Source organism: Mesorhizobium sp. URHB0026 (genome assembly GCF_054059755.1).
On the sequence record NZ_JBSSCN010000001.1, the window covers coordinates 1,937,546 to 1,963,266 of the forward strand.

Annotated in this window: 26 protein-coding genes, 1 tRNA gene and 1 pseudogene; 11 read left to right on the forward strand and 17 right to left on the reverse strand. The window is 63.5% G+C overall.

The annotated features are described in order from the left end of the window. Window positions 1-52: 52 nt before the first annotated feature. The 4 genes from ACVWWD_RS09855 to rpmH all read right to left on the reverse strand — a co-directional run bounded on the left by ACVWWD_RS09855 (window position 53) and on the right by rpmH (window position 2,978). Complete coding sequence (locus ACVWWD_RS09855; RefSeq protein ID WP_023772314.1) at window positions 53-271, reverse strand: hypothetical protein; 219 nt, start codon at window positions 269-271, stop codon at window positions 53-55. A 369-nt stretch (window positions 272-640) separates the two neighbouring features. Then, window positions 641-2,461, reverse strand: a complete 1,821-nt coding sequence (gene yidC, locus ACVWWD_RS09860) for a membrane protein insertase YidC (protein WP_352550098.1) — start codon at window positions 2,459-2,461, stop codon at window positions 641-643. Window positions 2,462-2,475: 14 nt separating this feature from the next. Further along, window positions 2,476-2,829 carry a ribonuclease P protein component gene (rnpA, locus tag ACVWWD_RS09865; protein WP_352550097.1) on the reverse strand — a complete coding sequence of 118 codons (354 nt, stop codon included), beginning with the start codon at window positions 2,827-2,829 and terminating at the stop codon, window positions 2,476-2,478. 14 nt (window positions 2,830-2,843) lie between these two features. Continuing rightward, window positions 2,844-2,978 (reverse strand): 50S ribosomal protein L34, encoded by a 135-nt coding sequence (rpmH, locus tag ACVWWD_RS09870; RefSeq protein ID WP_008833937.1) that lies wholly within the window; start codon window positions 2,976-2,978, stop codon window positions 2,844-2,846. Window positions 2,979-3,255: 277 nt separating this feature from the next. On the opposite strand from rpmH, the gene ACVWWD_RS09875 reads away from it, so the two are divergent. Together ACVWWD_RS09875 and ACVWWD_RS09880 are read left to right on the forward strand one after the other, a co-directional pair. Continuing rightward, window positions 3,256-4,743, forward strand: coding sequence for an ATP-binding protein (locus ACVWWD_RS09875; protein ID WP_023781793.1), 1,488 nt, complete (start codon window positions 3,256-3,258; stop codon window positions 4,741-4,743). Window positions 4,744-4,998: 255 nt separating this feature from the next. Then, a tRNA-Arg gene (locus tag ACVWWD_RS09880) sits at window positions 4,999-5,075 on the forward strand. Between the two features lie 80 nt (window positions 5,076-5,155). Here the strand turns inward: ACVWWD_RS09880 and ACVWWD_RS09885 are convergent. From ACVWWD_RS09885 to ACVWWD_RS09905, 5 genes and pseudogenes are all read right to left on the reverse strand, one after another. Continuing rightward, a pseudogene (locus ACVWWD_RS09885) lies at window positions 5,156-6,813 on the reverse strand (FAD-binding dehydrogenase). A 39-nt stretch (window positions 6,814-6,852) separates the two neighbouring features. Next, window positions 6,853-7,839, reverse strand: a complete 987-nt coding sequence (locus ACVWWD_RS09890; RefSeq protein WP_023772318.1) for a Gfo/Idh/MocA family protein — start codon at window positions 7,837-7,839, stop codon at window positions 6,853-6,855. Window positions 7,840-7,961: 122 nt separating this feature from the next. Next, window positions 7,962-8,537, reverse strand: a complete 576-nt coding sequence (locus ACVWWD_RS09895; RefSeq protein ID WP_457103045.1) for a YceI family protein — start codon at window positions 8,535-8,537, stop codon at window positions 7,962-7,964. 69 nt (window positions 8,538-8,606) lie between these two features. Continuing rightward, window positions 8,607-9,179: a cytochrome b gene (locus ACVWWD_RS09900; RefSeq protein ID WP_352552639.1), complete on the reverse strand. Its 573-nt coding sequence runs from the start codon at window positions 9,177-9,179 to the stop codon at window positions 8,607-8,609. Window positions 9,180-9,238: 59 nt separating this feature from the next. After that, window positions 9,239-10,129 carry a LysR family transcriptional regulator gene (locus ACVWWD_RS09905; protein WP_023772321.1) on the reverse strand — a complete coding sequence of 297 codons (891 nt, stop codon included), beginning with the start codon at window positions 10,127-10,129 and terminating at the stop codon, window positions 9,239-9,241. Window positions 10,130-10,225: 96 nt separating this feature from the next. On the opposite strand from ACVWWD_RS09905, the gene ACVWWD_RS09910 reads away from it, so the two are divergent. After that, window positions 10,226-11,221, forward strand: coding sequence for an aldo/keto reductase (locus ACVWWD_RS09910; RefSeq protein WP_457103046.1), 996 nt, complete (start codon window positions 10,226-10,228; stop codon window positions 11,219-11,221). 90 nt (window positions 11,222-11,311) lie between these two features. On the opposite strand, the gene ACVWWD_RS09915 is transcribed toward ACVWWD_RS09910, so the two are convergent. The 7 genes from ACVWWD_RS09915 to infC form a co-directional block, all read right to left on the reverse strand. After that, on the reverse strand, window positions 11,312-11,914 hold the full coding sequence (locus ACVWWD_RS09915) for a nucleotidyltransferase family protein (protein WP_023772322.1): 603 nt from the start codon (window positions 11,912-11,914) through the stop codon (window positions 11,312-11,314). A 38-nt stretch (window positions 11,915-11,952) separates the two neighbouring features. Beyond that, complete coding sequence (gene pheT / locus ACVWWD_RS09920; RefSeq protein WP_352552634.1) at window positions 11,953-14,361, reverse strand: phenylalanine--tRNA ligase subunit beta; 2,409 nt, start codon at window positions 14,359-14,361, stop codon at window positions 11,953-11,955. A gap of 43 nt (window positions 14,362-14,404) precedes the next feature. Next, window positions 14,405-15,535: a phenylalanine--tRNA ligase subunit alpha gene (gene pheS / locus ACVWWD_RS09925; protein ID WP_051407637.1), complete on the reverse strand. Its 1,131-nt coding sequence runs from the start codon at window positions 15,533-15,535 to the stop codon at window positions 14,405-14,407. A 113-nt stretch (window positions 15,536-15,648) separates the two neighbouring features. Then, a complete protein-coding gene (gene rplT, locus ACVWWD_RS09930; protein WP_006201247.1) occupies window positions 15,649-16,050 on the reverse strand; it encodes a 50S ribosomal protein L20 in 402 nt (133 codons plus the stop codon). A gap of 20 nt (window positions 16,051-16,070) precedes the next feature. Next, window positions 16,071-16,274, reverse strand: coding sequence for a 50S ribosomal protein L35 (gene rpmI, locus ACVWWD_RS09935; protein WP_006201248.1), 204 nt, complete (start codon window positions 16,272-16,274; stop codon window positions 16,071-16,073). Between the two features lie 182 nt (window positions 16,275-16,456). Next, window positions 16,457-17,104 carry a methyltransferase family protein gene (locus tag ACVWWD_RS09940; RefSeq protein ID WP_352552629.1) on the reverse strand — a complete coding sequence of 216 codons (648 nt, stop codon included), beginning with the start codon at window positions 17,102-17,104 and terminating at the stop codon, window positions 16,457-16,459. 162 nt (window positions 17,105-17,266) lie between these two features. Further along, on the reverse strand, window positions 17,267-17,803 hold the full coding sequence (gene infC / locus ACVWWD_RS09945; RefSeq protein ID WP_023772325.1) for a translation initiation factor IF-3: 537 nt from the start codon (window positions 17,801-17,803) through the stop codon (window positions 17,267-17,269). A 220-nt stretch (window positions 17,804-18,023) separates the two neighbouring features. On the opposite strand from infC, the gene ACVWWD_RS09950 reads away from it, so the two are divergent. From ACVWWD_RS09950 to ACVWWD_RS09965, 4 genes are all read left to right on the forward strand, one after another. Next, window positions 18,024-18,809: an alpha/beta hydrolase gene (locus ACVWWD_RS09950; RefSeq protein WP_023772326.1), complete on the forward strand. Its 786-nt coding sequence runs from the start codon at window positions 18,024-18,026 to the stop codon at window positions 18,807-18,809. 2 nt (window positions 18,810-18,811) lie between these two features. Beyond that, entirely contained in the window at window positions 18,812-19,954 is a 1,143-nt protein-coding gene (locus tag ACVWWD_RS09955) for a benzoate/H(+) symporter BenE family transporter (protein WP_352552626.1), read from the forward strand. Between the two features lie 117 nt (window positions 19,955-20,071). Continuing rightward, window positions 20,072-20,572, forward strand: coding sequence for a DUF2852 domain-containing protein (locus ACVWWD_RS09960; protein WP_352552624.1), 501 nt, complete (start codon window positions 20,072-20,074; stop codon window positions 20,570-20,572). A 99-nt stretch (window positions 20,573-20,671) separates the two neighbouring features. Continuing rightward, the gene (locus ACVWWD_RS09965; protein WP_023781769.1) at window positions 20,672-21,430 is read left to right on the forward strand and encodes a M48 family metallopeptidase; all 759 of its coding nucleotides are present in this window, start codon (window positions 20,672-20,674) and stop codon (window positions 21,428-21,430) included. 6 nt (window positions 21,431-21,436) lie between these two features. Here the strand turns inward: ACVWWD_RS09965 and ACVWWD_RS09970 are convergent, their stop codons facing one another. Next, complete coding sequence (locus tag ACVWWD_RS09970) at window positions 21,437-21,655, reverse strand: hypothetical protein (RefSeq protein WP_457103047.1); 219 nt, start codon at window positions 21,653-21,655, stop codon at window positions 21,437-21,439. Between the two features lie 111 nt (window positions 21,656-21,766). On the opposite strand from ACVWWD_RS09970, the gene ACVWWD_RS09975 reads away from it, so the two are divergent. The 4 genes from ACVWWD_RS09975 to accD all read left to right on the forward strand — a co-directional run bounded on the left by ACVWWD_RS09975 (window position 21,767) and on the right by accD (window position 25,586). Further along, window positions 21,767-22,426 (forward strand): phosphoribosylanthranilate isomerase, encoded by a 660-nt coding sequence (locus tag ACVWWD_RS09975; RefSeq protein WP_023781768.1) that lies wholly within the window; start codon window positions 21,767-21,769, stop codon window positions 22,424-22,426. A 33-nt stretch (window positions 22,427-22,459) separates the two neighbouring features. Further along, a complete protein-coding gene (trpB, locus tag ACVWWD_RS09980; protein WP_023772332.1) occupies window positions 22,460-23,710 on the forward strand; it encodes a tryptophan synthase subunit beta in 1,251 nt (416 codons plus the stop codon). Window positions 23,711-23,771: 61 nt separating this feature from the next. Next, window positions 23,772-24,611 (forward strand): tryptophan synthase subunit alpha, encoded by an 840-nt coding sequence (gene trpA, locus ACVWWD_RS09985; RefSeq protein WP_023772333.1) that lies wholly within the window; start codon window positions 23,772-23,774, stop codon window positions 24,609-24,611. Between the two features lie 48 nt (window positions 24,612-24,659). Next, a complete protein-coding gene (gene accD, locus ACVWWD_RS09990) occupies window positions 24,660-25,586 on the forward strand; it encodes an acetyl-CoA carboxylase, carboxyltransferase subunit beta (protein ID WP_023772334.1) in 927 nt (308 codons plus the stop codon). Window positions 25,587-25,721 lie beyond the last annotated feature (135 nt).

The window sequence follows — 25,721 nt, forward strand, 5'->3', positions numbered from 1 at the left end:
CCCGGGCACGGACATCCTATCTTCCACGGCAGCCCACGCCGATCGCGCAGGCTTATCGGTTGGTTCGCCCGGTCTGTCGGGGATTGACGCCGCCTTGCGGCGTGGTGCCGTTATCGACATCTCCCTTGAAAGTGTTCTCGCCGTCCAGTTCCTCGTCCTCGTCCAGAAGATTGCCTCCCTTGATCGTGCCCCTGGAGGCGCCGATTCCGGGATTCTGCTTCAAATCCTTGTTGGTGGGCTTGGCTGTCTTTGGGTGAATGTTGCTGCTCATCGGAATGCCTCTCTGCAAGTAGCATGTGATGAGGTCGATTCTTTGCACTGCCTTGGAGGGGCGCGCCGACCTGATCCTCCCACGGGAGCTTAGGAAGCCTTTTGCGCGAACTCTTGAACGCAGGTTATGTTCCATGCGGGACAATCCGGCAGCGGCGAGGTTCGGCTGATTTGCCGGCAATGACGGAGACCAGGAATATGCCGGCCCGGTCCCTGTTCTTATCGCGTGCCGGGCCGCCGAATCGCTGAAACGAAAAAGCTGAGTCCTGTAGATCACAGGACCCAGCCGTCAAATCTGCTTGCTTGCCGAGACCGCCCAACTTTATGGCTCAGCCGGCCGGGGCGGGCTCTCTTGCCAAAGAGGCGCCGGCTATTCCGCCGGCGAAGGTTTCTTGCGGAACAGCGCAACCAGATTGTCCCACAGCTCGATCTTGGCGCCTTGCCGCTTCATGATCACGCCCTGCTGCAGGATCGACAGCGTGTTGTTCCAGGCCCAGTAGATGACGAGACCTGCCGGGAAACCAGCCATCATGAAGGTGAAGATGACCGGCATCCAGGTGAAGATCGCAGCCTGCGTCGGATCCGGCGGGGTCGGGTTCATGCGCATCTGCAGGAACATGGTGACACCCATGATCAGCGGCCACACGCCGATCATCAGCATATGCGGCAGCGTGACCGGAACGAGCCCGAACAGATTGAAGATCGAGGTCGGATCGGGCGCTGCCAGATCCTGGATCCAGCCGAAGAACGGCGCGTGCCGCATCTCGATGGTGATGTAGAGCACCTTGTAGAGAGAGAAGAAGACCGGGATCTGCAGTGCCACCGGCCAGCAGCCGGCGAGCGGATTGATCTTCTCGGTCTTGTACAGCTCCATCATGGCCTGCTGCTGCTTCATCTTGTCGTCCGCATATTTCTCACGGATCTCGAGCATCTTGGGCTGCACCTTCTTCATGTTCGCCATCGACGCGTAGGACTTGTTGGCGAGCGGGAAGAAAATGGCCTTCACGATGACGGTGGTGGCCAGGATCGCCAGGCCGAAATTGCCGAGGAACTTGTACAGCGTGTCGATCAGCCAGAACATCGGCTTGGTGATGAAGTGGAACCAGCCCCAGTCGATCAAAAGGTCGAACCGCTTGATATGGCGGTCTTCGGCATAGGCGTTGATCTTGCCGACTTCCTTGGCGCCGGCGAAGACCTCGGTCTCGACGGTCGCCGACTGGCCGGCCTCTACATTGATGGGGTCGGTCAGGAAGTCGGACTGGTAACGGTGGCGGCCATCCTCGAAATAGGCATAGCGCGGCTGGAACGGCTGCTTTTCGGTCGGCACCAGCGTGACGGCCCAATATTTGTCGGTGATGCCGAGCCAGCCGTCTGTCGACTTGCCGGGCTGGTACTGCTTGTCCTTCTCGACCGAGGCGTATTTGTGTTCCTGCAGGCCTTCCGTGCCGGTGAAGCCGATGAGGCCTTCATGCAGCACATAGGTGCTGGCGACGGCCGGCTTGTCATAGCGCGTGACACGGCCATAATTGAACAGCGAAACCGCGCTCGAGCCGGAATTCTGCACCGTGTCCGACACGGTGAACATGTAATTTGCGTCGACGGAGAAGGTGCGCTTGAAGGTCAGGCCCTTGTCATTGGTGTAGGTGAGCGTCACCGGCGTGGACGGGGTCAGCGTCGGATTGCCGTCCAGGCTCCACGCCGTTTCGGCACCCGGCACCGCGCCGGTCTTGTCGTTGCCGACAAAGCCGATCTCGGCGAAATAGCCGGTGGGCAGCGCCTGCGGGTTGAGCAGTTCGATCTCGGGCGAATTCTTGTCGACGGTCTCGGTGTAGTGCTTGAGCTTGAGGTCGTCGAGCCGCGCGCCGGTCAAATTGATCGAGCCCTCGAGGCTCGGCGTGTCGATCTTGACTCGCTTGGATGACGCCAGCGCCTGATCGCGGCCGGCCACGGTAACCACGTCACCGCCGGGTGCGTTGGGAATGGCACCGGGGGCGGTCGTGCCTGGGGCCGGTGTCGATGCGCCCGGATTGGCCGCATCGGCCGCCTTCTTCTGTTCCTCGACGCGCTGCTGCTCGATCTTGGCGGCCTCGCGCTGCGCCTCGCTGCGCGGCAGCACGTAGAAGTACTGCCATACCGCCAGGATCAGCACCGACAGGGCGATGGTGATGAAGAAGTTCCGGTTGTTTTCCATCGAGAGCCCTTGGCCTATCGTGTTCCGCGAAGTCGGCGGGAGAGTTCGGCCTTCAACTGGCCGAAAGGGGCGCGCAGCGCATCGTCGCGCCCGACGATGACATAATCATTGCCGGGCACCATGTCATCTGCGGCATGGACGCGGACGGCTTCTTTCAGCCGCCGCCTGACGCGGTTGCGCACAACGGCGTTGCCGACCTTCTTGGTGACGGTGTAGCCGACGCGCGGCACCCCGCCGTCGCCGCGGTCGAGGACCTCGACGAGGCAAAACCGTCCGCGTCGCTTTTCACCACGACGGACGGCCAGGAATTCCGCGCGTTTCAGAAGCCGCTCGGGATTTTGCCCCACTGGCTTGCCGGTTGCGGGCAACGATCTCGTCTCGCTTAGGCGCTGAGCCGCTTGCGGCCGCGGTTGCGGCGAGCTGCGACGACGCCACGGCCACCCTTGGTGGCCATGCGGGCACGGAAGCCGTGCCGGCGTTTGCGGACGAGTTTGGACGGTTGGTAGGTACGCTTCATTTGTTTTAATACCGCGGGGTGCGGCCCTTCTTGATTCTGTCACTTTGTAACAGGAGCTTTGCCGGGCCGGTTTTGGCGCGATCGAAACCGCGCCGGGACGAATGGCCCGAGCGTGAGCGGGCTTATAGAAAGAAGGGTTTTGGAAGTCAATCCGGCGTCGGCGCCCTAAGGACGCACCTGTTTTGGAGCATCTATTTTTCCGACCAAGGGAGAAATTGGCAAAAAAGCCGTAATCGCCTAATCTTGGCTGATCAAGTGATTGTGAAGATCGAGTCGCATGAGCGAAGCCAGCCAAGCAGGGGAAGGGACCGGACCGGCGTCAGCCGCTGTCCGCACGGTACCACTGTCGCGCGGTCTGTCGACGAAGCTGCTGCTGCTCACCATCGTTTTCGTTCTGCTGGCCGAAGTGCTCATCTTCCTGCCCTGGATCGCGAGCTACCGGCTGAGCTGGCTCAAGGAGAGGCTGAGCACGGCCGCAGCCGTGTCGATCGTGCTGGTGCAGGGCGAGTCGACCTCGCTGTCGCGTACGGCCCAGAATGACGTGCTGATGGCGATCGGCGCCAAGGCGATCGCGGTTCGCGACGGCGGCGTATCGCGGCTTCTGGTGGTGGCCGACATGCCGCCGCAGGTCGATGAACACATCGATCTCGCCAGCGTCGGCATGGTCAAGGGCATGACCGGCGCGCTGGATACGCTGTTTTTCGGTGGCGACAGGATGCTGCGCGTCTTCGGACCCGTCGGCGACAGTGATAAGGAGTTCGAGCTGATCATGCCGGACTACTCGCTCCGCAAGGCCATGCTCATCTATTCGCGCAACGTCGCTTTCGTCTCGCTATTGATCTCGCTGTTCACGGCCATGCTGGTCTATGCGGCGATCGACCTGATCATGATCGGGCCGATCCGCACCATGACGCGCTCGATGCTCTCCTTCTCGGAAGCTCCCGACGACCCTGGACGGATCATCCGCCCCGCCGCCCGTTCCGACGAGATCGGGGTGGCCGAGCGCGAACTGTCGCAGATGCAGGAGCGGCTGCAAAAGATGCTGGCCGAGCAGAAGCATCTGGCCGACCTCGGTCTCGCCGTGTCGAAGATCAACCACGACATGCGCAACATCCTGGCCTCCGCCCAGCTAATGTCGGACCGCCTTCGCCTGATCAAGGATCCGACCGTGCAGGCCTTCGCGCCGAAACTGTTGCGCGCGCTCGACCGCGCCGTCTCCTATTCGGAGGGCGTGCTTCATTACGGCCGCACGCAGGAGCCGCCGCCGTCGCGCCGCAGAGTTAGGCTGCGCCAACTGGTCGAGGACGTGCACGGCCTGCTCGACATCGAGCAGGGCATCGAGTTCATCAACGCCGTCGAGATGGCGTTCGAGGTGGATGCCGATTCCGACCAGCTCTTCCGTGTGCTCACCAATCTTTGCCGCAACTCGGTGCAGGCGATGGCGGCCGATACCGAAAGCGCCGTGGTGCGGCGGCTGGCGGTCTCGGCCGAGCGCATGGGCAGCGTCAGCCGGATCGCAGTCACCGATACCGGCCCCGGCCTGCCGCCGAAGGCGCGCGAAAACCTGTTCGCGGCCTTCCGCGGCTCGGCGCGCAGCGGCGGCACCGGCCTTGGCCTGGCGATCGCGCATGAACTGATCAGGGCGCATGGCGGCACGGTGGAATTGGTCGAATCGATCGGCGGGCGCACCACATTCGCCGTCACCATCCCCGACCAGCCGGTGCGGCTCGACCAGGCCCGTGGCAGCCTGCGCCGCCCGGCCTGACGGCTCCGTGCCGTTTCCCGGGATTACCCCTTCCTGACCCGCCGCTTTCCTCAACAGTTCCCGAACATCTGGATCAGGCCGGTCACAGCGGCTCGAAGTGCCGGAATCGGCGCCGGCATCGCCGCATGACAGGCTAGCGACAAAACTTTGCCGGATCGGCTTGCTTTTCGCAAATTCAGTCGTTAGGGAACTGCACACATTCGTGGCCGGTCTTTCGGACCGGATCGCGGGGCCGTCGAAAACATGGCCTGATGCGCGCCCGTAGCTCAGCTGGATAGAGCACCAGACTACGAATCTGGGGGTCAGGAGTTCGAATCTCTTCGGGCGCGCCAAATTTCCTAAGCTGCGGTTTATTGGTTGCACGGCCGATGGCAGCGGCTCAGCCAAGTGCCGGCAACGCGCCGTTGCCGTCTCACCCCACCGAGCGTGCCGCCGCCCGGCCGGCGCTGCGGCCCGAGAAGATACAGCCGCCCAGGAACGTGCCTTCGAGCGCAGCGTAGCCATGCACGCCGCCGCCGCCGAAGCCTGCCGCTTCACCGACCGCATAGAGGCCAGGCACCGGCTGGCCGTCGGCATCGAGCACGCGGCTGTCGAGATCGGTCTGCAGGCCGCCGAGCGTCTTGCGGGTCAGGATGTTGAGGCGCACCGCGATCAGCGGACCGTTCACCGGGTCGAGCATCTTGTGCGGCTTTGCCGTGCGGATCAGGCGGTCGCCAAGATAGGCGCGCGCGCCGCGCAACGCGGTGACCTGCATGTCCTTGGAGAAGGGATTGTCGAGTTGCATGTCGCGGGCGCGAATCTCGCGCTCGACCGTTGCGACGTCTAGCAGCGGTTCGCCGCCGGCCAGCGCGTTCATGCGCGCGACCAGCTTCGAAAGATCGGACTCGACGATGAAGTCCTCGCCCTTTTCCATGAACGCCTTGACCGGAGCCGGGATGCCCGACGTGGCGCGACCGAGTACCTGGCGCCAGCTTTTTCCGGTCAGATCCGGGTTCTGCTCCGAGCCCGACAGCGCGAATTCCTTCTGGATGATCTTTTTCGTCAGGATGAACCAGGAATAGTCGAAGCCGGTGCCCATGATGTGGCTAAGCGTGCCCAGCGTGTCGAAGCCCGGATAGAGTGGCACCGGCAGGCGTTTTCCCGGGCATCGAGCCACAGCGAGGATGGGCCGGGCAGGATGCGGATCGCATGGTCCGTCCAGATGGGCGCCCAGTTCTTGATGCCCTCGACATAGTGCCACATGCGGTCGCGGTTGATGAGCTTGCCGCCGGCTTGTTCTGATATGGCCAGCATGCGGCCATCGACATGGTCCGGCACGCCGGCGATCATGCGCTGCGGCGCGTTGCCCAGCCGCTTGGGCCAGTTTTCCCGCACCAGCTGATGGTTGGCGCCAATGCCGCCGGAGGCGACGATCACCGCCTGAGCTTGCAACGCGAAATCGCCTGAGACGTCGCGCGGGCTCTTGTGGCCGCGCTCGACAGGACTCGGTTGCAGGATGTCCCCCTGTACGCCGGTCACGGCCGCACCCGTCCGTGTCAGGGCATTGACTCGGTGACGAAACCTGAAGTCGATCAATCCACGCTTTTGCGCCTCGCGCACGCGCAGCACGAAAGGTTCGAGCACGCCAGGACCGGTGCCCCAGGCTATGTGGAAGCGCGGCACCGAATTGCCGTGGCCGATGGCGTTACCGCCGCCGCGCTCGGCCCAGCCGACGACAGGAAAGAATTTCAGCCCGCGCTCGATCAGCCAGGAGCGCTTCTCGCCGGCGGCAAAGCCGACATAGGCCTCGGCCCATTTGCGTGGCCAGTGGTCTTCCGGCCGGTCGAAAGCAGCGGTGCCGATCCAGTCCTCGAGCGCCAGGTCATGGGAGTCGCGGATGCGCATGCGCCGCTGCTCCTGTGAATCGACGAGGAAAAGCCCGCCGAATGACCAGAACGCCTGGCCGCCCAGCGATTGCTCCGGCTCCTGGTCGACGATAATGATTTTCTTGCCCGCTTCCGCAAGCTCGGCGGCGGCAACCAGTCCGGCAAGGCCGGCGCCGACAATGATCACATCCGCGTCGTCAGCCATTTTTCTTCCCCAGAATTAGCCGGCTATGTAAGGCGGGTTTCAGACGGTTTCCCAGCCGCCTGTGTCGCCGGCGCGGAAGATGGCGTCGATGACCTTCTGGTTGAGCACGGATTCCTCCAGCGTGAACACCCGCTCCTTGCCGCCAAGTGCTGCCCGCGCGAAGGTCTCGACTTCCAGCCGGTATTGCTGCGTGCCGGGAAAGCGGAACACCTGCGCCTCGGTGTGGTTCTGGTTGTGCAACTCGACGCGGTGATGGTCGTAGAGCCCGGCATTGAAGGGCGAGAACAGTTCGATGAAACCCTTCTCGCCGTGGAACACCATCACCTGGCGCGCCGCCATCTGCGTCGACAGGTAGAAGGACAGTTCGAAATCGCCGAAATCGGCGCGGATCGATGAATAGATGTCGGTGCCGAATGTCTTATCGCGCTCGATCGTCGCCTGTACGCGCAGCGGCTCCTTGCCGGTCGAAAAGCGCGTCGACACGGTCGGGTAGACGCCGATATCGGGCAGCGCGCCGCCGCCGAGATCGAGCTTGTTGCGCATGTTGTTGGGGTCGACATTGTAGTAGGAGAAGGCGCCCTGCACATGGCGCAGCCGGCCGATGGCGCCGCTGGCGATGAGATCACGCACCTTGATCCATTGCGGATGGTAGATGACCATGAAGGCTTCGCACACCAGCACCTTCTTCTGGTCGCGCAGCTTGATCAGGGGGGCGATGTCCTTGGCATCGAGTGCCAGCGGCTTTTCAACCAGCACATGCTTGCCTGCTTCGATGGCTTTTTCAGTCCATTCGACATGCTGCGAAGTCGGCAACGGGATGTAGACGCCGTCAACCTCGTTGGAAGCGAGCAACTCCTCATAGGAGCCGAAGGCATGGCGCGCGCCAAAGCGGTCGCCCAATGCCTTGGCTTTCGACAGGTCGCGGCTGGCGATCGCCGACAGGACGCCGTTCTCCGCTTCGACGATTGCCGGCAACAGCTGCTCGCGGCCGATCTTGGCCGTCGACAACACACCCCATCGGAACATCACGCTTCTCCATGTCGATTACAGGCAATGAGGTTTGCCTGAAATCGGCGGAAAAGCCAATGCGGGTCGCTCGGTTCCTCGCCCATGAAAGCGGGCAGGGACACAGGTACCTCAGCCGCGCGCTAGCCCCTTTTCCCGGTCAGCGTCATGTCGAAATCGACGACGTTGGAATACAGCGGCGTGCCGACATCCATGCCGTAACGCGAGCGCAGCACCTTGCCGGTGACATGGAATTTGATCGTCCCGCCCTTCAACCCGTCGAGCTCGGCGGTGAATTTTTCCGGAAACGTCTTGCCGCGCGCCGTCAGCCTGCCGGAGACAAGGGCCGACGTGTCGCCGGTGCGGGTCACACTGGTCGAGCGGAACTGGATTTCGGGACTGTTGGCCGCGTCGAACACCGCGTCGGAGCGCAGGAACGCATCGATGCGGCCTTGGCCGGTGCCGACGCTCTCGGGATAGATGGTGAGGTCGACCTTCGAACGGCTGACATCATTGTTGTCGATGCGGATCATGCCCTTGAAACGGGCAAAGGCGCCGTCGAACCCGCCTCCCCCGGCCTTGCCGATGGTGAAGCGGATCGCGGACCCAGTTTGGCTGATTGCATAGCTGCCGGCGGCATCGCCGAGCACGACCGCCGCGTAAACAGGCATGGCCAGGCAGGCGGCGGCAGCCGCCAATCCAAGGATTCGCGCACGCATTGGGGTGTTCCTTGTTAGGAGGCAGCGCTCTCTGGCGTCCTCACCCCACAAACGAGACCAAGGCGCGTTCTATTCCCCGGTTGACGAAGGCGTGATCATACGCGTGAGCACCCCGTCGCGAAGCAGGAAATGGTGGCGCAGGGCCGCCGCGACATGCAGGGCGACAAGCGCCGTGCCGGCATAGGCGAGATACCAGTGTGCCGACGTCCAAAAGCTTTCGGCGGCATCGGATTCGGCGAGCGGCAGGTTAGGCATCACGAACAGGTTGAACGGCATGCTGGGAATCTCCAGCGTCGAGACCGACACCAGCGCCCAGCCTGACAGGGGCAGGGCGATCTGGAAGGCATAGAGCGCCAGATGCGCCAGCGGCGCCGAGCGGCGCTCCAGGGCGCCGACAGAAGGCGGCAAGGGCGGTGCCGCATTGCCGAGCCGCCAGGCGATACGCAGGATGATGAGCCCAAGCAGCAGAAAGCCCAGGGATTTGTGCAGCTGGATCAATTCGAAGGCCGTGCGTTGGCTCGGGGTCCTGACCATAACGAAGCCGAGCATGAACTGGCCGATGAAAATAATCCCGATCAGCCAGTGGAGGACGATGGTTGCCCATCCATAGCGGGTCGCGGTGTTGGTGATTGAAGCCTGCATGCGAGGCGAACGTTGGCGCGGTCAGCTTTCTTCCCCTTGCCGACGAGGAGGAGAGTTGCCTACCCGCTCACCTTGAAGAAATCGACGAAAGCCCTCAGCGCCGGCCGCATCTGGCGGCGGCTCGGGTAATAGACGAAGAATCCGTCGAAGGGTGGGCACCAGTCCTCCAGCACGCGGATCAGCCGTCCGTCGGCAAGCGGCGCGCGGACATAGTCCTCGAAAACGAAGGCGAGCCCGGCGCCGTCGACCGCGGCCTGAGCGATCAGATGGTCCTCGTCGAGGATCAGCGGCCCTTGCACCGCGATCTCGACCTCCTCGCCGTCCTTTTCGAATTCCCAGCGGTAGAGAATGCCGCTGGAGAAGCGGAAGCGGATGCAGCGATGCTCGGCGAGGTCGCGCGGATGGCGCGGCCGGGGCATGGCCTCGAAATAGGATGGAGCGCCCACCACCGCGCCGCGAATGTCCGGCCCGATGCGCACCGCGATCATGTCGCGCTGCAGGCTCTCGCCGAGCCTGACACCAGCATCGAAACCGCCTGCCACCACGTCGGTGAAGCGATCCTCGATGATGATCTCCAGCACGATGTCGGGATAGGCTGACGCAAAGGCGCTGAGCCGTGGCGTCAGCACCAGATGCGCTGACGTGCGCGGCACGCTGAGCCGCAAGTTCCCGGCGGGCCGGTCGCGGGCCTCAACGGCCGTCTCCAGCGCCAGGTCGATCTCGGAAAGCGCCGGGCGCAATCGCTCCAGCAATTGCGCGCCTTCCTCGGTCGGTGCGACACTGCGCGTGCTGCGCGCCAAAAGGCGCACGCCAAGCCGTGCCTCCAGGCTGGAGACCGCGTGGCTCACCGCGGAGGGAGCTATCGCCAGTTCCCTGGCCGCGCCGCGAAAACTGCCGCATTGGGCAACGGTCGCCAGCACCGCAAGCTGTGAGAGATGTGCTCGGTTCATTGATCTATTTCATGGAATGACCCGTACGAAGAAGAGCCGATTATCGAACGGGCGGCAAGGCGTTATTTCCTGGGCATCACAACAAGGAGATGCGCGATGAAAACCCGCAAGCTAGGAACTGAACTTGAAGTCTTCCCGGTCGGCCTCGGTTGCATGGGCATGAGCTTTGCCTATGGCGGCCAGCCGGAAGCCGAGGCGATCGCTACCTTGCACCGCGCCGTCGAGATCGGTGTCAACTTCTTCGACACGGCCGAGGTCTACGGCCCCTTCGAAAACGAGATCCTGCTGGGCAAGGCGCTGAGATCGGTTCGCGATAAGGTGACGATCGCGACCAAATTCGGCTTCAAGATACTGGAGGAGGGCACCGGCATGGATCGCATGGCCGGTGTGGACAGCCGTCCCGAGCACGTCAAGGCCGTCGCCGAGGCGTCGTTGAAGCGGCTCGGAACCGATGTCATCGACCTCTACTACCAGCACCGCGTCGACCCGGAGGTGCCGATCGAGGATACGGTCGGCGCCATGGCCGAGCTGGTGCGCGAGGGCAAGGTGCGGGCGCTTGGCCTGTCGGAGGCGAGTGCCGGCACCATCCGCCGGGCACACGCCGTGCACCCGATCGCCGCGGTGCAGAGCGAATATTCGCTGTGGAGCCGCGACCCGGAAGACGAGATATTCGCCGTCTGCCGGGAGTTGGGCATTGGCTTCGTGCCCTACAGCCCGCTCGGCCGCGGCCTGCTCACCGGCACCATCGCAAAGCCGGAGACCCTGAGCGACGACGATTGGCGCCGCACCTTGCCGCGCTTCCAGGCCGACGCCATGGAAGCCAATGCCAAGGTGATCGCCACGCTGGAAAGGCTGGCGGTGGAGAAGGGCGTCACCTCGGCGCAGCTGGCGCTGGCCTGGGTGCTGCACCAAGGCGACTTCATCGTGCCGATCCCGGGTGCGCGACAAATCCGCCATTTGGAGCAGAATACGGCGGCGGCTGACATAGTGATGAGCGCGGCAGAGGTCGCGACGATCGGCGATGCGCTGTCCCCCGACAAGGTAATGGGCAAGCGCTATACCGAAGAATTGATGGCGCTGGTGAATGGGTGAGCACACAAGCTGAAAAGCGGCGCTTCGGCGCCGCTTTTGTCGCATGGCATAGACAGTTGGACGCGCTGGCCCGCCGACATCTCAAATTTGCTACCACGGCACCACCGTAATCTCCGGCCAATACGCCCGCGCTCGCGCGCCCTTCTCCTCATGCGTTTTCCGGTTGTCCATCAGCCGGCTGGGCGTAATTCGAAACGAGAAGAGATCGTCGAGCCCGAACGGCGCCACGAGGTCCAGCTGCCCGTCCGCATCATATCGAACCCCGACCGCATGGGTCTTCGAGGCAAAATAGCTGACGGATTCACTGGCACTCGCATAGCGCGGGCAGGGCCGGCCGAACTTTTGCGGATACCACAGGTGCACTCGCGCCTGGTTGCGCACCTCGACCGGCAGCGGCAATCCTTCGAAATGCCTGGCCGCCCGTTGGATCACCGCGTCTTCGGCCTCGTAGGACAGGTCGGAGTCGTCGAAATAAAACAGGTCGACATCCTTGATGCCGTAGCCGGATGGCTTGCCGGTCAGGTGGTTCCAGACGCTGTTGTAAAGCACGCCGGAAACCACCAGCCAATCCGGCAGCGCAAGCATGCCGACCCTCGCCAGCGTTTCGGCCAGCAGCGGGTCGGCAGCGACGATGCCGAGAAAAGCCGTACGCTGTTTCTCGAAGGAGAGCCCAGAATAGCGCAGATGGTCCATCGCCCCTTGGAGAGCGATTCGCCATTCCCTCGCAAGTCTCAGCCGCGCAACACGCCGCCAGTCTGCTTGCCGACATTCTCGACGATGCGCTTGGCCAGCGCCTCGAAATCCTCGTCGGTCAGCGTCTTCTCGGTCGGCTGGATCGACACTTCGATGGCGATCGACTTCTTGCCTTCGCCCAGCGACGCGCCTTCGAACACGTCGAAGACCGAGACAGCAGTGATCAGCTTCTTGTCGGCGGCGAGCGCGGCACGTACCAGCGTGCCGGCCTCGACCGCTTTGTCGACGACGAAGGCGAAGTCGCGCTTCACCGCCTGGAAGGCAGATAGGTCCAGTCTGGGCTTGGTCTTGGTAGGCTTGGCCTTCGGCTCCGGCACGGCATCGACGAACACCTCGAAGCCGCAGAGCGGCCCCGAGACATCGAGCCCTTCCAGCGTCTTCGGATGGAACTCGCCGAATGTGCCAAGTACGGTCTTCGGACCGAGCTTGATCGTTCCGGAACGGCCGGGATGGTACCAGGCCGGGCCGCCCGCCTCGATCTGCAGCCGGTCGACCGGCGCACCGCAGGCTTCGAGCGCGGCGATCGCGTCGGCCTTGGCGTCGAATACGCCGACCGGGCCCGAATTGCCGGCCCAGTTGCGGCCGGAGCCGTCGAGCTTTGCCGTGCCGCGACGCACGCCGGCGGCGACGCGCCGCTGCTGGTCGGCGCCGTCGCCCTCATAGGTGCCCGAGACCTCGAACAGCGCCACGTCGCCAATGCCCTTGTCGGCGTTGCGCTGCGCGGCCGAAATCAGCCCCGGCAGCAGCGAGGGCCGCATGTCGGACATGTCGGCGGCGATCGGGTTGGCAAGCTTCAGCGCCGTCTGGCCGCCGCCGAAGAGTTCGGCGTGTTTGGCCGGGATGAACGACCAGGTAACGGCCTCCATCATGCCGCGCACGGCAAGCGAACGCTTGGCGGCACGCGTGCGGATCTGCAGCGTCGTCAGGATCTTGCCGTTGACCACGTCATGCGCGCCGAGCGGCTGCGGGGCGATGTTGTCGACGCCATGGATGCGCATGATCTCCTCGACCAGATCGGCCTTGCCGTCGACATCGGGGCGCCAGGAGGGGACCGTGACGTCGACGACGTCGCCCGATCCCTGCGCGTGGAAGCCCAGACGCGACAGGATGTCGAGGCTCTCCGCCTTCGGCACCTCGATACCGGTCAGCCGCTTCACTTCCGACAACGGAAGGGAAACGATTTTGGGTTGATGTCCGGCATAGCCGGCCACCTCGGTCTCGGTCGGCGTGCCGCCGCAGAAATCGATCACCAGCTTGGTCGCCAGTTCGAGGCCCGGCACCATGAATTCAGGGTCGACACCGCGCTCGAAGCGATAGCGCGCGTCGGTGATGATGCCGAGCGTGCGGCCGGTGCGGGCCGTGGTGATCGGGTCCCAAAGAGCGGATTCGATCAGCACGTTCGTCGTGTTCTCGTCACAGCCGGAGTGTTCGCCACCCATGATGCCGGCAATGGACTCGACGCCATTGTCGTCCGCGATCACGCACATCTCCGGCGTCAGCGTGTATTCGCGCCCGTCGAGCGCATGCACCTTTTCACCGTCGCGGGCGCGGCGCACCACGAGGTTGCCGGCGACCTTGGCGGCATCGAAGACATGCAGCGGCCGTCCGCGGTCGAAGGTGACGTAATTGGTGATGTCGACCAGCGCGCTGATCGGCCTCAGCCCAATGGCGATCAGCCGCTGCTGAAGCCATTTCGGCGACGGGCCATTCCTGACATCCTTGACCAGCCTGAGTGCGAAGCCGGGGCAAAGCTCCGGCGCTTCGATGGTCACTTTCACCGGGCACATGCCGTTGCCGACATGCGGCATGATCGCCCCGCCGACAAGGCGGCCAAGCCCGCTCGCCGCCAGATCCCGCGCGATGCCGTAGACGCTGGTGGCATCGGGCCGGTTCGGCGTCAGATTGATCTCGATGACCGGATCGTCGAGATGCGCATAGGACGCAAAGCTGGTGCCGACCGGCGCATCCTCGGGCAGGTCGATGATACCATTATGCTCGTCGGACAGTTCCAACTCGCGCTCGGAACACATCATGCCATGGCTTTCGACGCCTCGGATCTTGCCGACCGTCAGCGTCACGTCGATGCCGGGCACATAGGTGCCGGGCGCGGCAAAGGCGCCGATCAGGCCGGCCCGGGCGTTCGGCGCGCCACACACCACTTGCACAGGCGGCTTGCCGTCGCCGGTATCGACGGTCAGCACCCGCAGCCGGTCGGCATCGGGGTGCTGCACCGCCGTCAGCACCTTGGCGATGACGAAGGGTTTCAGCCCCGCCTTATCGTCGACATGCTCGACCTCGAGGCCGATCGAGGTCAGCCGCTCGACGATCTCGTCAAGCGTGGCGTCGGTTTCAAGGTGATCCTTGAGCCAGGAGAGGGTGAATTTCATTGGGCTGTTCCGTAATAGCTGGCAGCAGGAGTCTTCAGGACGGTCACGCGCTCAGGCCTCCGAACAGCGTCGGCATGTCGAGCGGCCGGAAGCCGTAATGCGATAGCCAGCGGACGTCGGCGTCGAAGAAGGCGCGCAGGTCGGGCATGCCGTATTTCAGCATGGCGATGCGGTCGATGCCCATGCCCCAGGCAAAGCCCTGATACTCGTCGGGATCGAGCCCGCCGGCGCGCAGCACGTTGGGGTGCACCATGCCGCAGCCGAGGATCTCCAACCAGTCGGAGCCTTCGCCGAAGCGCACTTCGCCGGGCCGCGAGCGGTCGCACTGGATATCGACCTCGAGGCTTGGCTCGGTGAACGGGAAGAAGGACGGGCGAAAGCGCATCTTGAGCTGCTGCACTTCGAAGAAGGCCTTGCAGAACTCTTCCAGCACCCACTTCATGTTGGCGACGTTGGCCGATTTGTCGATCACCAGCCCCTCGACCTGATGGAACATCGGCGAGTGGGTGGCGTCGGAATCCTGGCGATAGGTCTTGCCCGGAATGACGATGCGGATCGGCGGCTTCTGCTTCTCCATGGTGCGGATCTGCACCGGCGAGGTGTGAGTGCGCAAAAGCTTGCGCTCGCCCTTCTCGTCCGGCTGGAAGAAGAACGTGTCGTGCATCTCGCGCGCCGGATGGCCTTCCGGGAAATTCAGCGCGGTGAAATTATAGTAGTCGGTCTCGATATCGGGACCTTCGGCGATGGCGAAGCCGAGATCGCCGAAGATCGCGGCGATCTCGTCGATGACCTGGCTGATCGGATGGATGCGGCCGCGCTCGGCCGGTGACTGCCGCACCGGCAGCGTCACGTCGACCTTCTCGGCCGCCAGACGGGCGGCGATCGCCACATCCTTCAGTTCAGCCTTGCGGGCCGTCAGCGCCTCGGTGACACGGTTCTTGAGGCCGTTGATGGCCGGGCCCTTCACCTGCCGGTCCTCGGCGCTCATCGCGCCAAGCGTTTTCAGCATCTCGGACACGGTGCCCTTCTTGCCGAAGGCAGCGATGCGCACGGCCTCGATGGCCGGCTCGTCGACGGCCGATGCGATGTCGGCCAGAAGCGAATCTTCCAGGGCTTCAAGATTTCCAGCGGTGGCGTTCACGGCGAAGCTCTCTCCATCGGCGATCGACACCATATTGGTTCGTCTGTCGCCATTTTGGTTACATCAGGCATAAGAAAAACCCGCGCCAGCCGTGCCAGCGCGGGTTCCCCATAATCAGAATTGCGAATGTTTGGGAAGCGCTGGTCTTAGGCGACAGCGCTTTCAAAAGCATTCGGCGTGGTGTTCTTCAGATATTCGAGCGCGACCTTGGCCTTGGCCACCAGGGCGGCGAAAGCCTGCGGCTCGTGGATGGCCATGTCGGACAGGATCTTGCGATCGATCTCGATGCCGGCCTTGTTCAAGCCGTCGATGAAGCGGCCATAGGTCAGGCCATGCTCGTGCGTCGCCGCGTTGATGCGCTGGATCCACAGCGCGCGGAACGAGCGCTTGCGGTTCTTGCGGTCTCGGTAAGCGTACTGCAGCGACTTTTCCACCGCCTGCTTGGCGATGCGGATGGTGTTCTTGCGGCGGCCGTAGAAGCCTTTCGCGGCTTTCAGGACCTTCTTGTGCTTGGCGTGCGAGGTGACGCCTCTTTTTACGCGTGCCATGTCATGATCTCCTTAAAAACTTAAAGGCCGTTCGGAAGAAAATTCTTGATGACCTTCTTGCCATCCGGTTCAGCCAGAACCATCGTGCCGCGGGCATTTCGAATGAACTTGTTGGAACGCTTGATCATGCCGTGACGCTTGCCGGCCGCAGCCGACAGGACTTTACCCGTACCTGTGATCTTGAACCGCTTCTTGGCGGCCGATTTGGTCTTCATCTTGGGCATTTTGCTACTCCGTATTGTTGGCGCACGATCGCGCTTCTTGTCGCTCCGGGCCGACCAAAGCCCGAAAAGCAAATGAAACCGCCACGGCATGCCCTGCCGGGCGGTTTTCTTGGAACGGCGGTGCTATAGATCAAAGATGGCGCGGGCGCAACACCTCGGCACTCTGGACGCACTGTCCGCGGTCACGGCAGCCTAAACCAGACCGGCAGCATGCCCGACAATTGCGCGCCGTCGATCAGTTCGAAGGCCGGCAGCGCGATCAGGAACACCAGCCCGTCGAGCAGTGTGGTCAAAAGCAGGCGCGGCTTGAAGCTGCCGGTGTCGCCTTCCTCGTAGAGCGAAAGCTTGGGGAAGAAGCGCGGCACGCGTGCCAGATAGTCGGCATAGGTTACACCGAGCGCTTCCTTGAGGAATTTCTCCTCGCGCAGGATGACGATATGGAAGGCGCCGGCGCACAGAACCGCGAAAAGGGTGATGCCGGAGAACGAGCCGATCTGCGCGCCGACACCGGCGGCGGCCACGGTCGAGAACACGTAGAGCGGGTTGCGGGTGATCGAATAGGGGCCACCGGTCACCACCTCGGAGGATTTGCGCCCGCCTATATAGAGCGTCGCCCAGAGGCGCCCGACGATGCCGAGGAAAATCAAGAGCACGCCGAACATCTCGATCGTTTCGTGCACCGGCGTGTCCGGCGGGAAGGTCGACTGGCCGAACAGCAGCGCCAGAAACAGCACCAGGACGAGCACGGCAAGCACCAGCCGGCGCATCTGCTGGTAGTTGCCCAGCCCGTGTTTGACGTCCTTGACGTCCAAAACCTTTTCGTTGGCCATGCGGGATCCGATCGTCGAAGAGCTTTGCCGGCGATCGCGGCTTTGAGCTAAGAAATAGAGCGTCCCGCCGATCGCCGGGACGCCCTGTAGCACAATTCGGGCGGATTTAGAGCGCGATGTCCGGGCCTGACGTCATCGTGATCCACGTGGGTTCCGCAAACTTTAGCGCGGGGCCAGCACCATCATCATCTGGCGGCCTTCGAGCTTCGGCTCGGCTTCCACCTTGGCAATGGTCGCCACCTCCTCGCGCACCTTGTTCAGAAGCTGCATGCCGAGTTCCATATGCGCCATCTCGCGGCCGCGGAAGCGCAGCGTCAACTTGACCTTGTCGCCTTCCTCGAAGAAGCGGCGCACCGCCTTCATCTTGGTCTCGTAGTCATGGCTGTCGATGTTCGGGCGCATCTTGATCTCCTTGATCTCGATGACCTTCTGGTTCTTGCGCGCCTCGGCCGCCTTCTTCTGGTTGGCGTATTTCAACTTGCCGAGATCGAGGATTTTTACGACGGGGGGGACCGCGTTGGGCGATATTTCGACGAGATCGAGCCCGGCCTCTTCGGCGAGCAGCAATGCGTCGTTGATGGAAATATCGCCGCGATTCTGGCCGTCGGCGTCGATAAGCTGGACCCGGGGAACCCGGATGTCACGATTGGAGCGCGGCCCATCCTTGGTCGGCGCCGCTGCTTTGAAAGGTCTGCGAATGGTCGTGGTCTCCTTGGCCGTTTCGTTCGGGATTTGTCGTCTTGATACGTGGACGCGCCAATGTGGTGAGCGCGCGGGCGGAGTCAATAGCACAGCATTGACAGAAAATCACCCTGATCGCCGGCCTGCACCAAACAAAGAAACAGCGCGAGTACTTTTCGCCACGCCTCCGGCTGTGCCACAAGGGCCGCGGGCCAAAAGACGGGCCTGAGGAAAAGCCATGATCGCCACGCCCCCATCCTCTCTGGCTCCAGTTTTTCTGGATGTCGACGGATCTGATATCGCGGTGCGCCATTCAGACGGCTCGACGCCCGGCATCGTCTGGCTCGGCGGCTACAAGTCGGACATGCTGGGCACGAAGGCCGAGACGCTGTCGGACTGGGCGGCAACTGAAGGCCGGGCCTTCCTGCGGCACGATTATTCGGGCCATGGCGAATCCGGTGGCGCCTTCGCCGACGGTACGATCTCGAAATGGCTTGCGCAAAGCCTTGCCGTCTTCCGGCATTTCGCCAAAGGCGATCAGATCCTGGTCGGCTCGTCGATGGGCGCCTGGATCGCGCTGCGCATGGTACAGGAATTGCGCAAGGCGGGCGACGCAGCCGTCGTCGGCCTGGTGCTGCTGGCCCCGGCGCCGGATTTTACAAGCGACCTGATCGAGCCGGTGCTGACCAAGGCGCAGAAGCGCGATCTCGCCGAAAAGGGCTTCTTCGCGGAACCCTCGGATTATTCCGCCGAGCCTTACGTCTACACCCGCGCCCTGATCGAGGATGGGCGCAATAACCGGGTAATGGCCGGGCCGATCGACACGCATTGCCCGGTTCACATCTTGCAGGGGCTGGCCGACGCGGACGTGCCGTCGAGCCACGCCTTGAGGCTGGTCAGCCTGCTGCCTGCCGACGATGTAACGCTGTCGCTGATCCCCGATGGTGACCATCGCCTGTCGCGGCCCCAGGATCTCGACATGCTGGTGCGGGCGGTCGGCGACCTGGCCAAGCGAGGCCAGTGACGATGCGCCTGTCCATCCCGATCTCCGCTTTCGTCGCGGCCATCGTCGGTTTCGGCGGCACGCTGGCCATCGTCATTGCCGCCGCCAAGGCGGTCGGGGCGACGCAGGTCGAGACTGCGAGCGGGGTGACGGCGATCTGCCTGGCCATGACCGCCGAGTGCCTGTGGCTGTCCTGGCGCACGAAAATGCCTGTCATCACCGCCTGGTCGACGCCGGGCCTTGCACTGGTCGCCGCCTCGAGCGGCTTTTCGATGGGCGAGGCCGTCGGCGCCTATATCGTCACGGGCGTGCTGCTGGTCGCGACCGGCCTGTTTGGGCCGCTGACCCGGCTGATATCGAGAATACCGGCTTCGGTCGCCTCCGGCATGCTGGCCGGCATCGTCGTCACCTTCGCCATCAATGCCATGAAGGCCATTCCGGCGGACCCTTGGCTCATCCTGCCGCTGATCGCGGCATTCTTCGTCATCCGGCTGTTCAATCCGGCGCTGTCGGTGCTGGCGGTGCTGGTTGGCGGTGGCCTTGCCGCCTTCCTCACGGGCCGTGTCGGCGGCCTGCCCGCGCCCGAACTATCGACACTGACGGTTATCGCTCCCCATTTCACCGCCAAGGCGATCATCGGCCTGGCGCTGCCGCTCTACCTCGTCACCATGGCTTCGCAGAACCTGTCGGGGCTCGCGGTACTGCGGGCGGCCGGCTACCACCCCGAACCCGGCCCGCTGATCGGCGTCACCGGCCTGTTTTCGCTCCTGTCTGCGCCATTCGGTGCCGGAACCACCAATCTGGCGGCGATCTCGGCGGCCATCTGCACCGGGCCTGACGTCCATCCCGATCCCGCCGAGCGCTGGAAGACCGGGCCGTTCTACGCGCTTGCCTACCTCGTCTTCGCCATCTTCGGCGCTTCGCTGGTGGCGATCTTCGCCGTCCTGCCGCAGAGCCTGATCGTGCTGGTGGCGGGACTTGCGCTGATGGGATCGCTCGCCAACGCGCTGGCGATCGCGCTCAAGGACGAGGGCGAGCGCATGGCCGCAACCGTCACCTTCGTCGTCACCGCCTCCGGGCTGACGCTGTTCGGTGTCGGCGCCGCATTTTGGGGCCTGATCGCCGGGTTGGTCGTGCTTTTCCTCGATATGCTCAAAAAGCGATAATCATTTCAGGCCCTTGTTCGGTTTTGGCGGACATTGTCTTGAATCGCCGTTTTCGCCTTCCCATTTCGATTCCACGCAGCCGGTTCTGGCTGTCTCCAACCGAAGGAATGGGAGAAAATGAACACATCTGCATTGATCCGCCCGGCCTGGACGCCGGCGACCATCGCGTTGATGGTGATCGGTTTCATGGTGTTCTGGCCGCTCGGCTTCGCCATGCTCGCCTACATCATCTGGGGCGACCGGCTCGAGGGCTTCAAGCGTGACGTCAACCGCGCGACCGACGGCATCTTCGCCGGTTGTCGCCGTGGCTCCGACAAGGCCGCGCGCTGGGGCAACGGCTCCGCCCGCACCGGCAACGTCGCTTTCGACGACTGGCGCGAAAAGGAGCTTGAGCGCCTGGACGAAGAGCGCCGCAAGCTCGACGAGATGCTGACGCAGTTCGACGAGTATGCCCGCGAATTGCGCCGCGCCAAGGATCAGGACGAGTTCGACCGGTTCATGGCCAACCGCAACAAGTCGACCGCGCCGGCCAAGACCGATCCGAGCACCAAGACCGATCCGAGCACCGGAGCGACCCCCACCAAGCGTGGCAAAGGCTCGAACCTGCTCGACGACTGAAGCCCGGCGACAGGGCCAAGGTATGATGACGGCGTCGCGCGAGCGGCGCCGTTTCTTTTTTGTTCTATTCGTTCGCCTCGAATCGCGTATCGTCCCGCCATGACCATCGGGTTCTTCCGCAATCTGACAAAGCCCAAACCCACGCCTGTCGTGGAGCGAGAATATTGCGTCGCCGGCCGCACGCTGCCGCTCAAGATCGTCGAGAGCGCCAGGGCAAAGCGTCTGACGCTGCGCATCGAGTCCGGCGGACAGGGCCTGCGCATCACCGTGCCGCCGGGCCTGCGCCGCGGCGAAGTGGACAGGTTCCTCGACCGCCACCAGGACTGGCTGGAACAGCGGCTGGCCAAGGTGCCGACGCGGCCGCAGGTGCGTCCGGGCATAAGGATTCCGGTACGAGGCGTGGCCCACCGTATCGTGCATGAGCCGTCAAAGCGAGGCACTGTCACCATATCGCGCGACGACCGCGGCCCGCTGCTGATCGTGCATGGCGACCGCATCCATCTGCCGCGCCGCATCGCCGATTTTTTGAAGCGCGAGGCCAAGAAAGAGATCGAGAAGCTGGTCGTCAAGCATACGGAGGCGCTTGGCAAGCGCGCCAAGGCGATCCGCTACAAGGACACCTCCAGCCGCTGGGGCTCCTGCACTTCGGAAGGCAATCTGTCCTTTTCCTGGCGCATCATGATGGCGCCGCAGCCTGTCATAAATTACCTCGTCGCGCATGAGGTGGCGCATCTCAAGGAGATGAACCACGGGCCGAAATTCTGGAAACTGTGCGAAAAGCTCTGCCCCGACACCGACCGCTGCAAGGACTGGCTGAAGCGCAATGGCGGCGCCCTGCAGGCGATTGTGTTCGAGTAGGGCGCCTCAGTCATCATTCGCCGCATTGAGCTCATCCGGCCGCAACCCTTCGTCAGCATGCTGCGGCCAGGGTAGAAAGTTCCGATCGAAAGCTTCGCCGCCGAAATAATCCAGCGCCCGATGCGCCTCGGCGCCGTTGAAGGCGGCCCTGTCCATGAGGTGCGCTATGACCTCACGCGCCTGCGCGACCTTTTGCTTCAGTTCGGCAACGGTCTGGTCGTCCATGGCTGTGCTCCCGCCTTGCATGCTGTCCATCCATAGGTAGCGCCTTTGGCCTTGCCGGCAAACAGCATGCTTTTTCTCGACTCTTGGCGCTTTTCGTGCCAATTCCGCGCCATGGCGCTCGACATCAAGATCTGCGGCTTGAAGACCGACCAGGCAATGGCCGCGGCCCTGGCCGGCGGCGCCAGCCATGTCGGGTTCATCTTCTTTCCAAAAAGCCCGCGTTATGTTGAGCCGGCCGAAGCCGGCCGTCTGCGCGAAGCGGCTCGTGGCAAGGCCTTGGCGGTTGCCGTCACCGTCGATGCCAGAGACGCCTTCCTCGACGAAATCGTCGAAAAGCTGCAGCCCGACATGCTGCAACTGCACGGCTCCGAAACCCCCGAGCGAGTGGCTGAACTGAAAGCCCGCCATGGGCTGCCGGTGATGAAGGCGTTGCCGCTCAGCGAGGCCGCCGATCTCGAACGGACAAAGCCGTTTGTCGGCATCGCCGACCGGTTCCTGTTCGACGCCAAGCCGCCAAAGGGCTCGGAGCTGCCGGGCGGCAATGGCGTCGCCTTCGACTGGCGCATTCTCGCCGGCCTTGACGCCGGGATCGATTACATGCTTTCCGGTGGGCTCAACGCCGCCAACATCGGCGATGCCCTTCGGCTTGCCAATCCGCCCGCGATAGACATTTCCTCGGGCGTGGAAAGCGCCCCGGGCGTCAAGGATCCGGCGCTGATCGAACAGTTTTTCCGAGCCGTCCGGGCAGCACGCGATGATCGCGCCGCCTGAGCGTACTCCCAATCAAGATGCAGGAGATCGGCGATGAACAAGCCGGCGACACCCAATTCCTTCCGCACCGGACCCGACGAACAGGGCATGTTCGGCATTTTCGGCGGTCGGTTCGTTGCCGAAACGCTGATGCCGCTGATCCTCGACCTGGAGAAAAACTGGAACGAGGTCAAGAACGATCCGGATTTCAGGGCTGAACTGACCGGTCTTTCGACCCATTATGCCGGCCGGCCGTCGAAGCTCTACTTCGCCGAGGGCCTGACCAGACATCTTCGTGAGGTTTCCTCGGCGAAGGGCCTCGGGGGCGGCGCGAAAGTCTATTTTAAGCGCGAGGATTTGAACCACACCGGTTCGCACAAGATCAACAACTGCCTCGGACAGATCCTGCTGGCCAAGCGCATGGGCAAGAAGCGCATCATCGCGGAGACCGGTGCCGGCCAGCATGGCGTGGCGTCCGCCACGGTCGCCGCCCGCTTCGGCTTTCCCTGCGTCGTCTATATGGGCGCGACAGACGTCGCCCGCCAGAGCCCCAACGTCTTCCGCATGAAGCTGCTCGGCGCCGAAGTGCGGCCCGTTACCGCCGGTCACGGTACGCTGAAGGACGCCATGAACGAAGCCCTTCGTGATTGGGTGACCAATGTCGAGGACACCTATTATTTGATCGGCACCGCCGCCGGTCCGCACCCCTATCCCGAACTGGTGCGCGATTTCCAGTCGGTAATCGGAACCGAGGCGCGCGCGCAAATCCTCGAACAGGAAGGGCGGCTGCCCGACACCATCATCGCCGCCGTCGGCGGCGGGTCCAACGCCATCGGCATGTTCCATCCCTTCCTCGATGACAAGGAGGTTCGTATCATCGGCATCGAAGCCGGCGGGCGCGGCCTCGACGGCATCGAGCATTGCGCCTCGATGAATGCCGGCTCCCCCGGTGTGCTGCACGGCAACCGCACCTATCTCCTGCAGAATGCCGACGGCCAGATCATGGACGGCCATTCGATTTCGGCCGGCCTCGATTATCCCGGCGTCGGCCCGGAGCATTCGTGGCTGCGCGACTCCGGCCGTGTCGAATATGTGCCGATCCTTGACGACGAGGCGCTCGAAGCCTTCAAGCTGACGACGCGCGTCGAAGGCATTATCCCGGCGCTGGAATCCGCGCACGCCATCGCCCATGCGGTCAAGATCGTGCCCGCCATGGACAAGGACCAGATCGTCATCGTCAACCTGTCCGGCCGTGGCGACAAGGACGTCCACACGGTGGCCTCGATGCTGGGCATGGAGATCTAGGCCCTTTGGACCGTTCGACTTGGGAGTTGATTATGAACAAAATTCGTCCAAAGGGCCTGACATGACAACCCGCATCGACCGCCGCATGGCGAAGCTCAAGGCCGAGGGCCGCCCGGCGCTCGTCACCTATTTCATGGGTGGCGACCCCGACTATGCAACCTCGCTGTCGATCATGAAGGCGCTGCCCGGCGCCGGCTCCGACGTCATCGAGCTCGGCATGCCGTTTTCCGACCCGATGGCCGACGGCCCGGCGATCCAGGCGGCGGGCCTCAGGGCGCTCAAAGGCGGCCAGACGCTGGTCAAGACGCTGAAGATGGCGTCCGACTTCCGCGCCGGCGACGATGAAACGCCGATCGTGCTGATGGGCTACTACAACCCGATCTACATCTACGGCGTCGACCGTTTCCTGAAGGACGCGATCGCCAGCGGCATCGACGGGCTGATCGTCGTCGACCTGCCGCCGGAGATGGATGAGGAACTCTGCATCCCGGCGCTGAAGGCCGGCATCAATTTCATCCGGCTGGCGACGCCGACCACCGACGACAAGCGCCTGCCCAAGGTGCTGCAGAACACATCCGGCTTCGTTTACTACGTGTCCATGACCGGCATCACCGGCTCGGCGCTTGCCGACACCGGCAAGGTCGCCACGGCGGTCCAGCGCATCAAGGGTCACACCAACCTGCCGGTCTGCGTCGGGTTCGGCGTCAAGACCGCCGAACAGGCGCGCGTGATCGGCGCCAACGCCGACGGCGTGGTCGTCGGCACGGCGATCGTCAACGCGGTCGCGAACGTGCTGGGGCCGAAGGGTGAAAAGACCGCCGATCCGGCGGAGGCAGTCGCCACACTGGTGAGCGGCCTTGCGCAAGGCGTGCGCTCGGCCCGCCTTGCTGCCGCCGAATAGTTTCCCTACGTCTTTGCCCAACTCTTCGTCAGGACAGGAGCCGAAGCGATGAACTGGATCACCAACTACGTTCGCCCGAAGATCAATTCGATGCTCGGCCGGCGCACCGACATGCCCGAGAATCTCTGGATCAAGGATCCCGAGACCGGCGAGATGGTGTTCCACAAGGACCTGGAATCCAACCAGTTCGTCATCCCGTCTTCCGGCCATCATATGAAGATCTCGGCCAAGGAGCGGCTGAAATTCTTCTTCGATGACGGCAAGTACGAGACGCTGGACAATCCCAAGGTCATGCAGGATCCGCTGAAGTTCCGCGACGAGAAACGCTATGTCGACCGGCTGAAGGACGCCAAGGCCAAGACCGGCCTGGAAGATGCCATCATCAATGCGCTGGGGACCGTCGAGGGCTTGCCGGTGGTGGTGACGGTGCAGGATTTCGCTTTCATGGGCGGCTCGCTCGGCATGGCCGCGGGTGATGCCATCGTGCGTGGCTTCGAGGTCGCCTTGCAGCGCAAGCGGCCGTTGATCCTGTTCGCCGCCTCCGGGGGCGCGCGCATGCAGGAAGGTATTCTGTCCCTCATGCAATTGCCGCGCACTACGGTTGGTGTCGACCGGCTTAAGGAAGCCGGCCTGCCCTACATCGTCGTGCTGACCAACCCGACCACCGGCGGCGTCACCGCCTCCTATGCCATGCTGGGCGACGTGCACATCGCCGAGCCCGGCGCGCTGATCGGTTTTGCCGGGCCGCGTGTCATCGAACAGACCATCCGCGAGAAATTGCCGGACGGCTTCCAGCGCTCCGAATATCTGATGGAGCACGGCATGGTCGACATGGTGGTGTCGCGGCTGGAGCTGCGGGAGACCATCGCCCGCCTGTTGAAGATGCTGCTCAAGATGCCGGAAGAGCAAAAGCCTCTGGAACCGGAAATCCTGCCGCCGGCCGTGGTCGCCGCCGAGGTCCGGCCGCAAGCTTGACGCTACACTGGCCTGACGCGAGACTGGCCTAACGTGAGACTGGCCTGACGCGACATTGGCCGCCGCGAACAGCGATTGCGCGGCATCCGTTGCGCGCTGTAGCCTTTTGATAGCCGTGGTCTTTGCGGGAGCGAT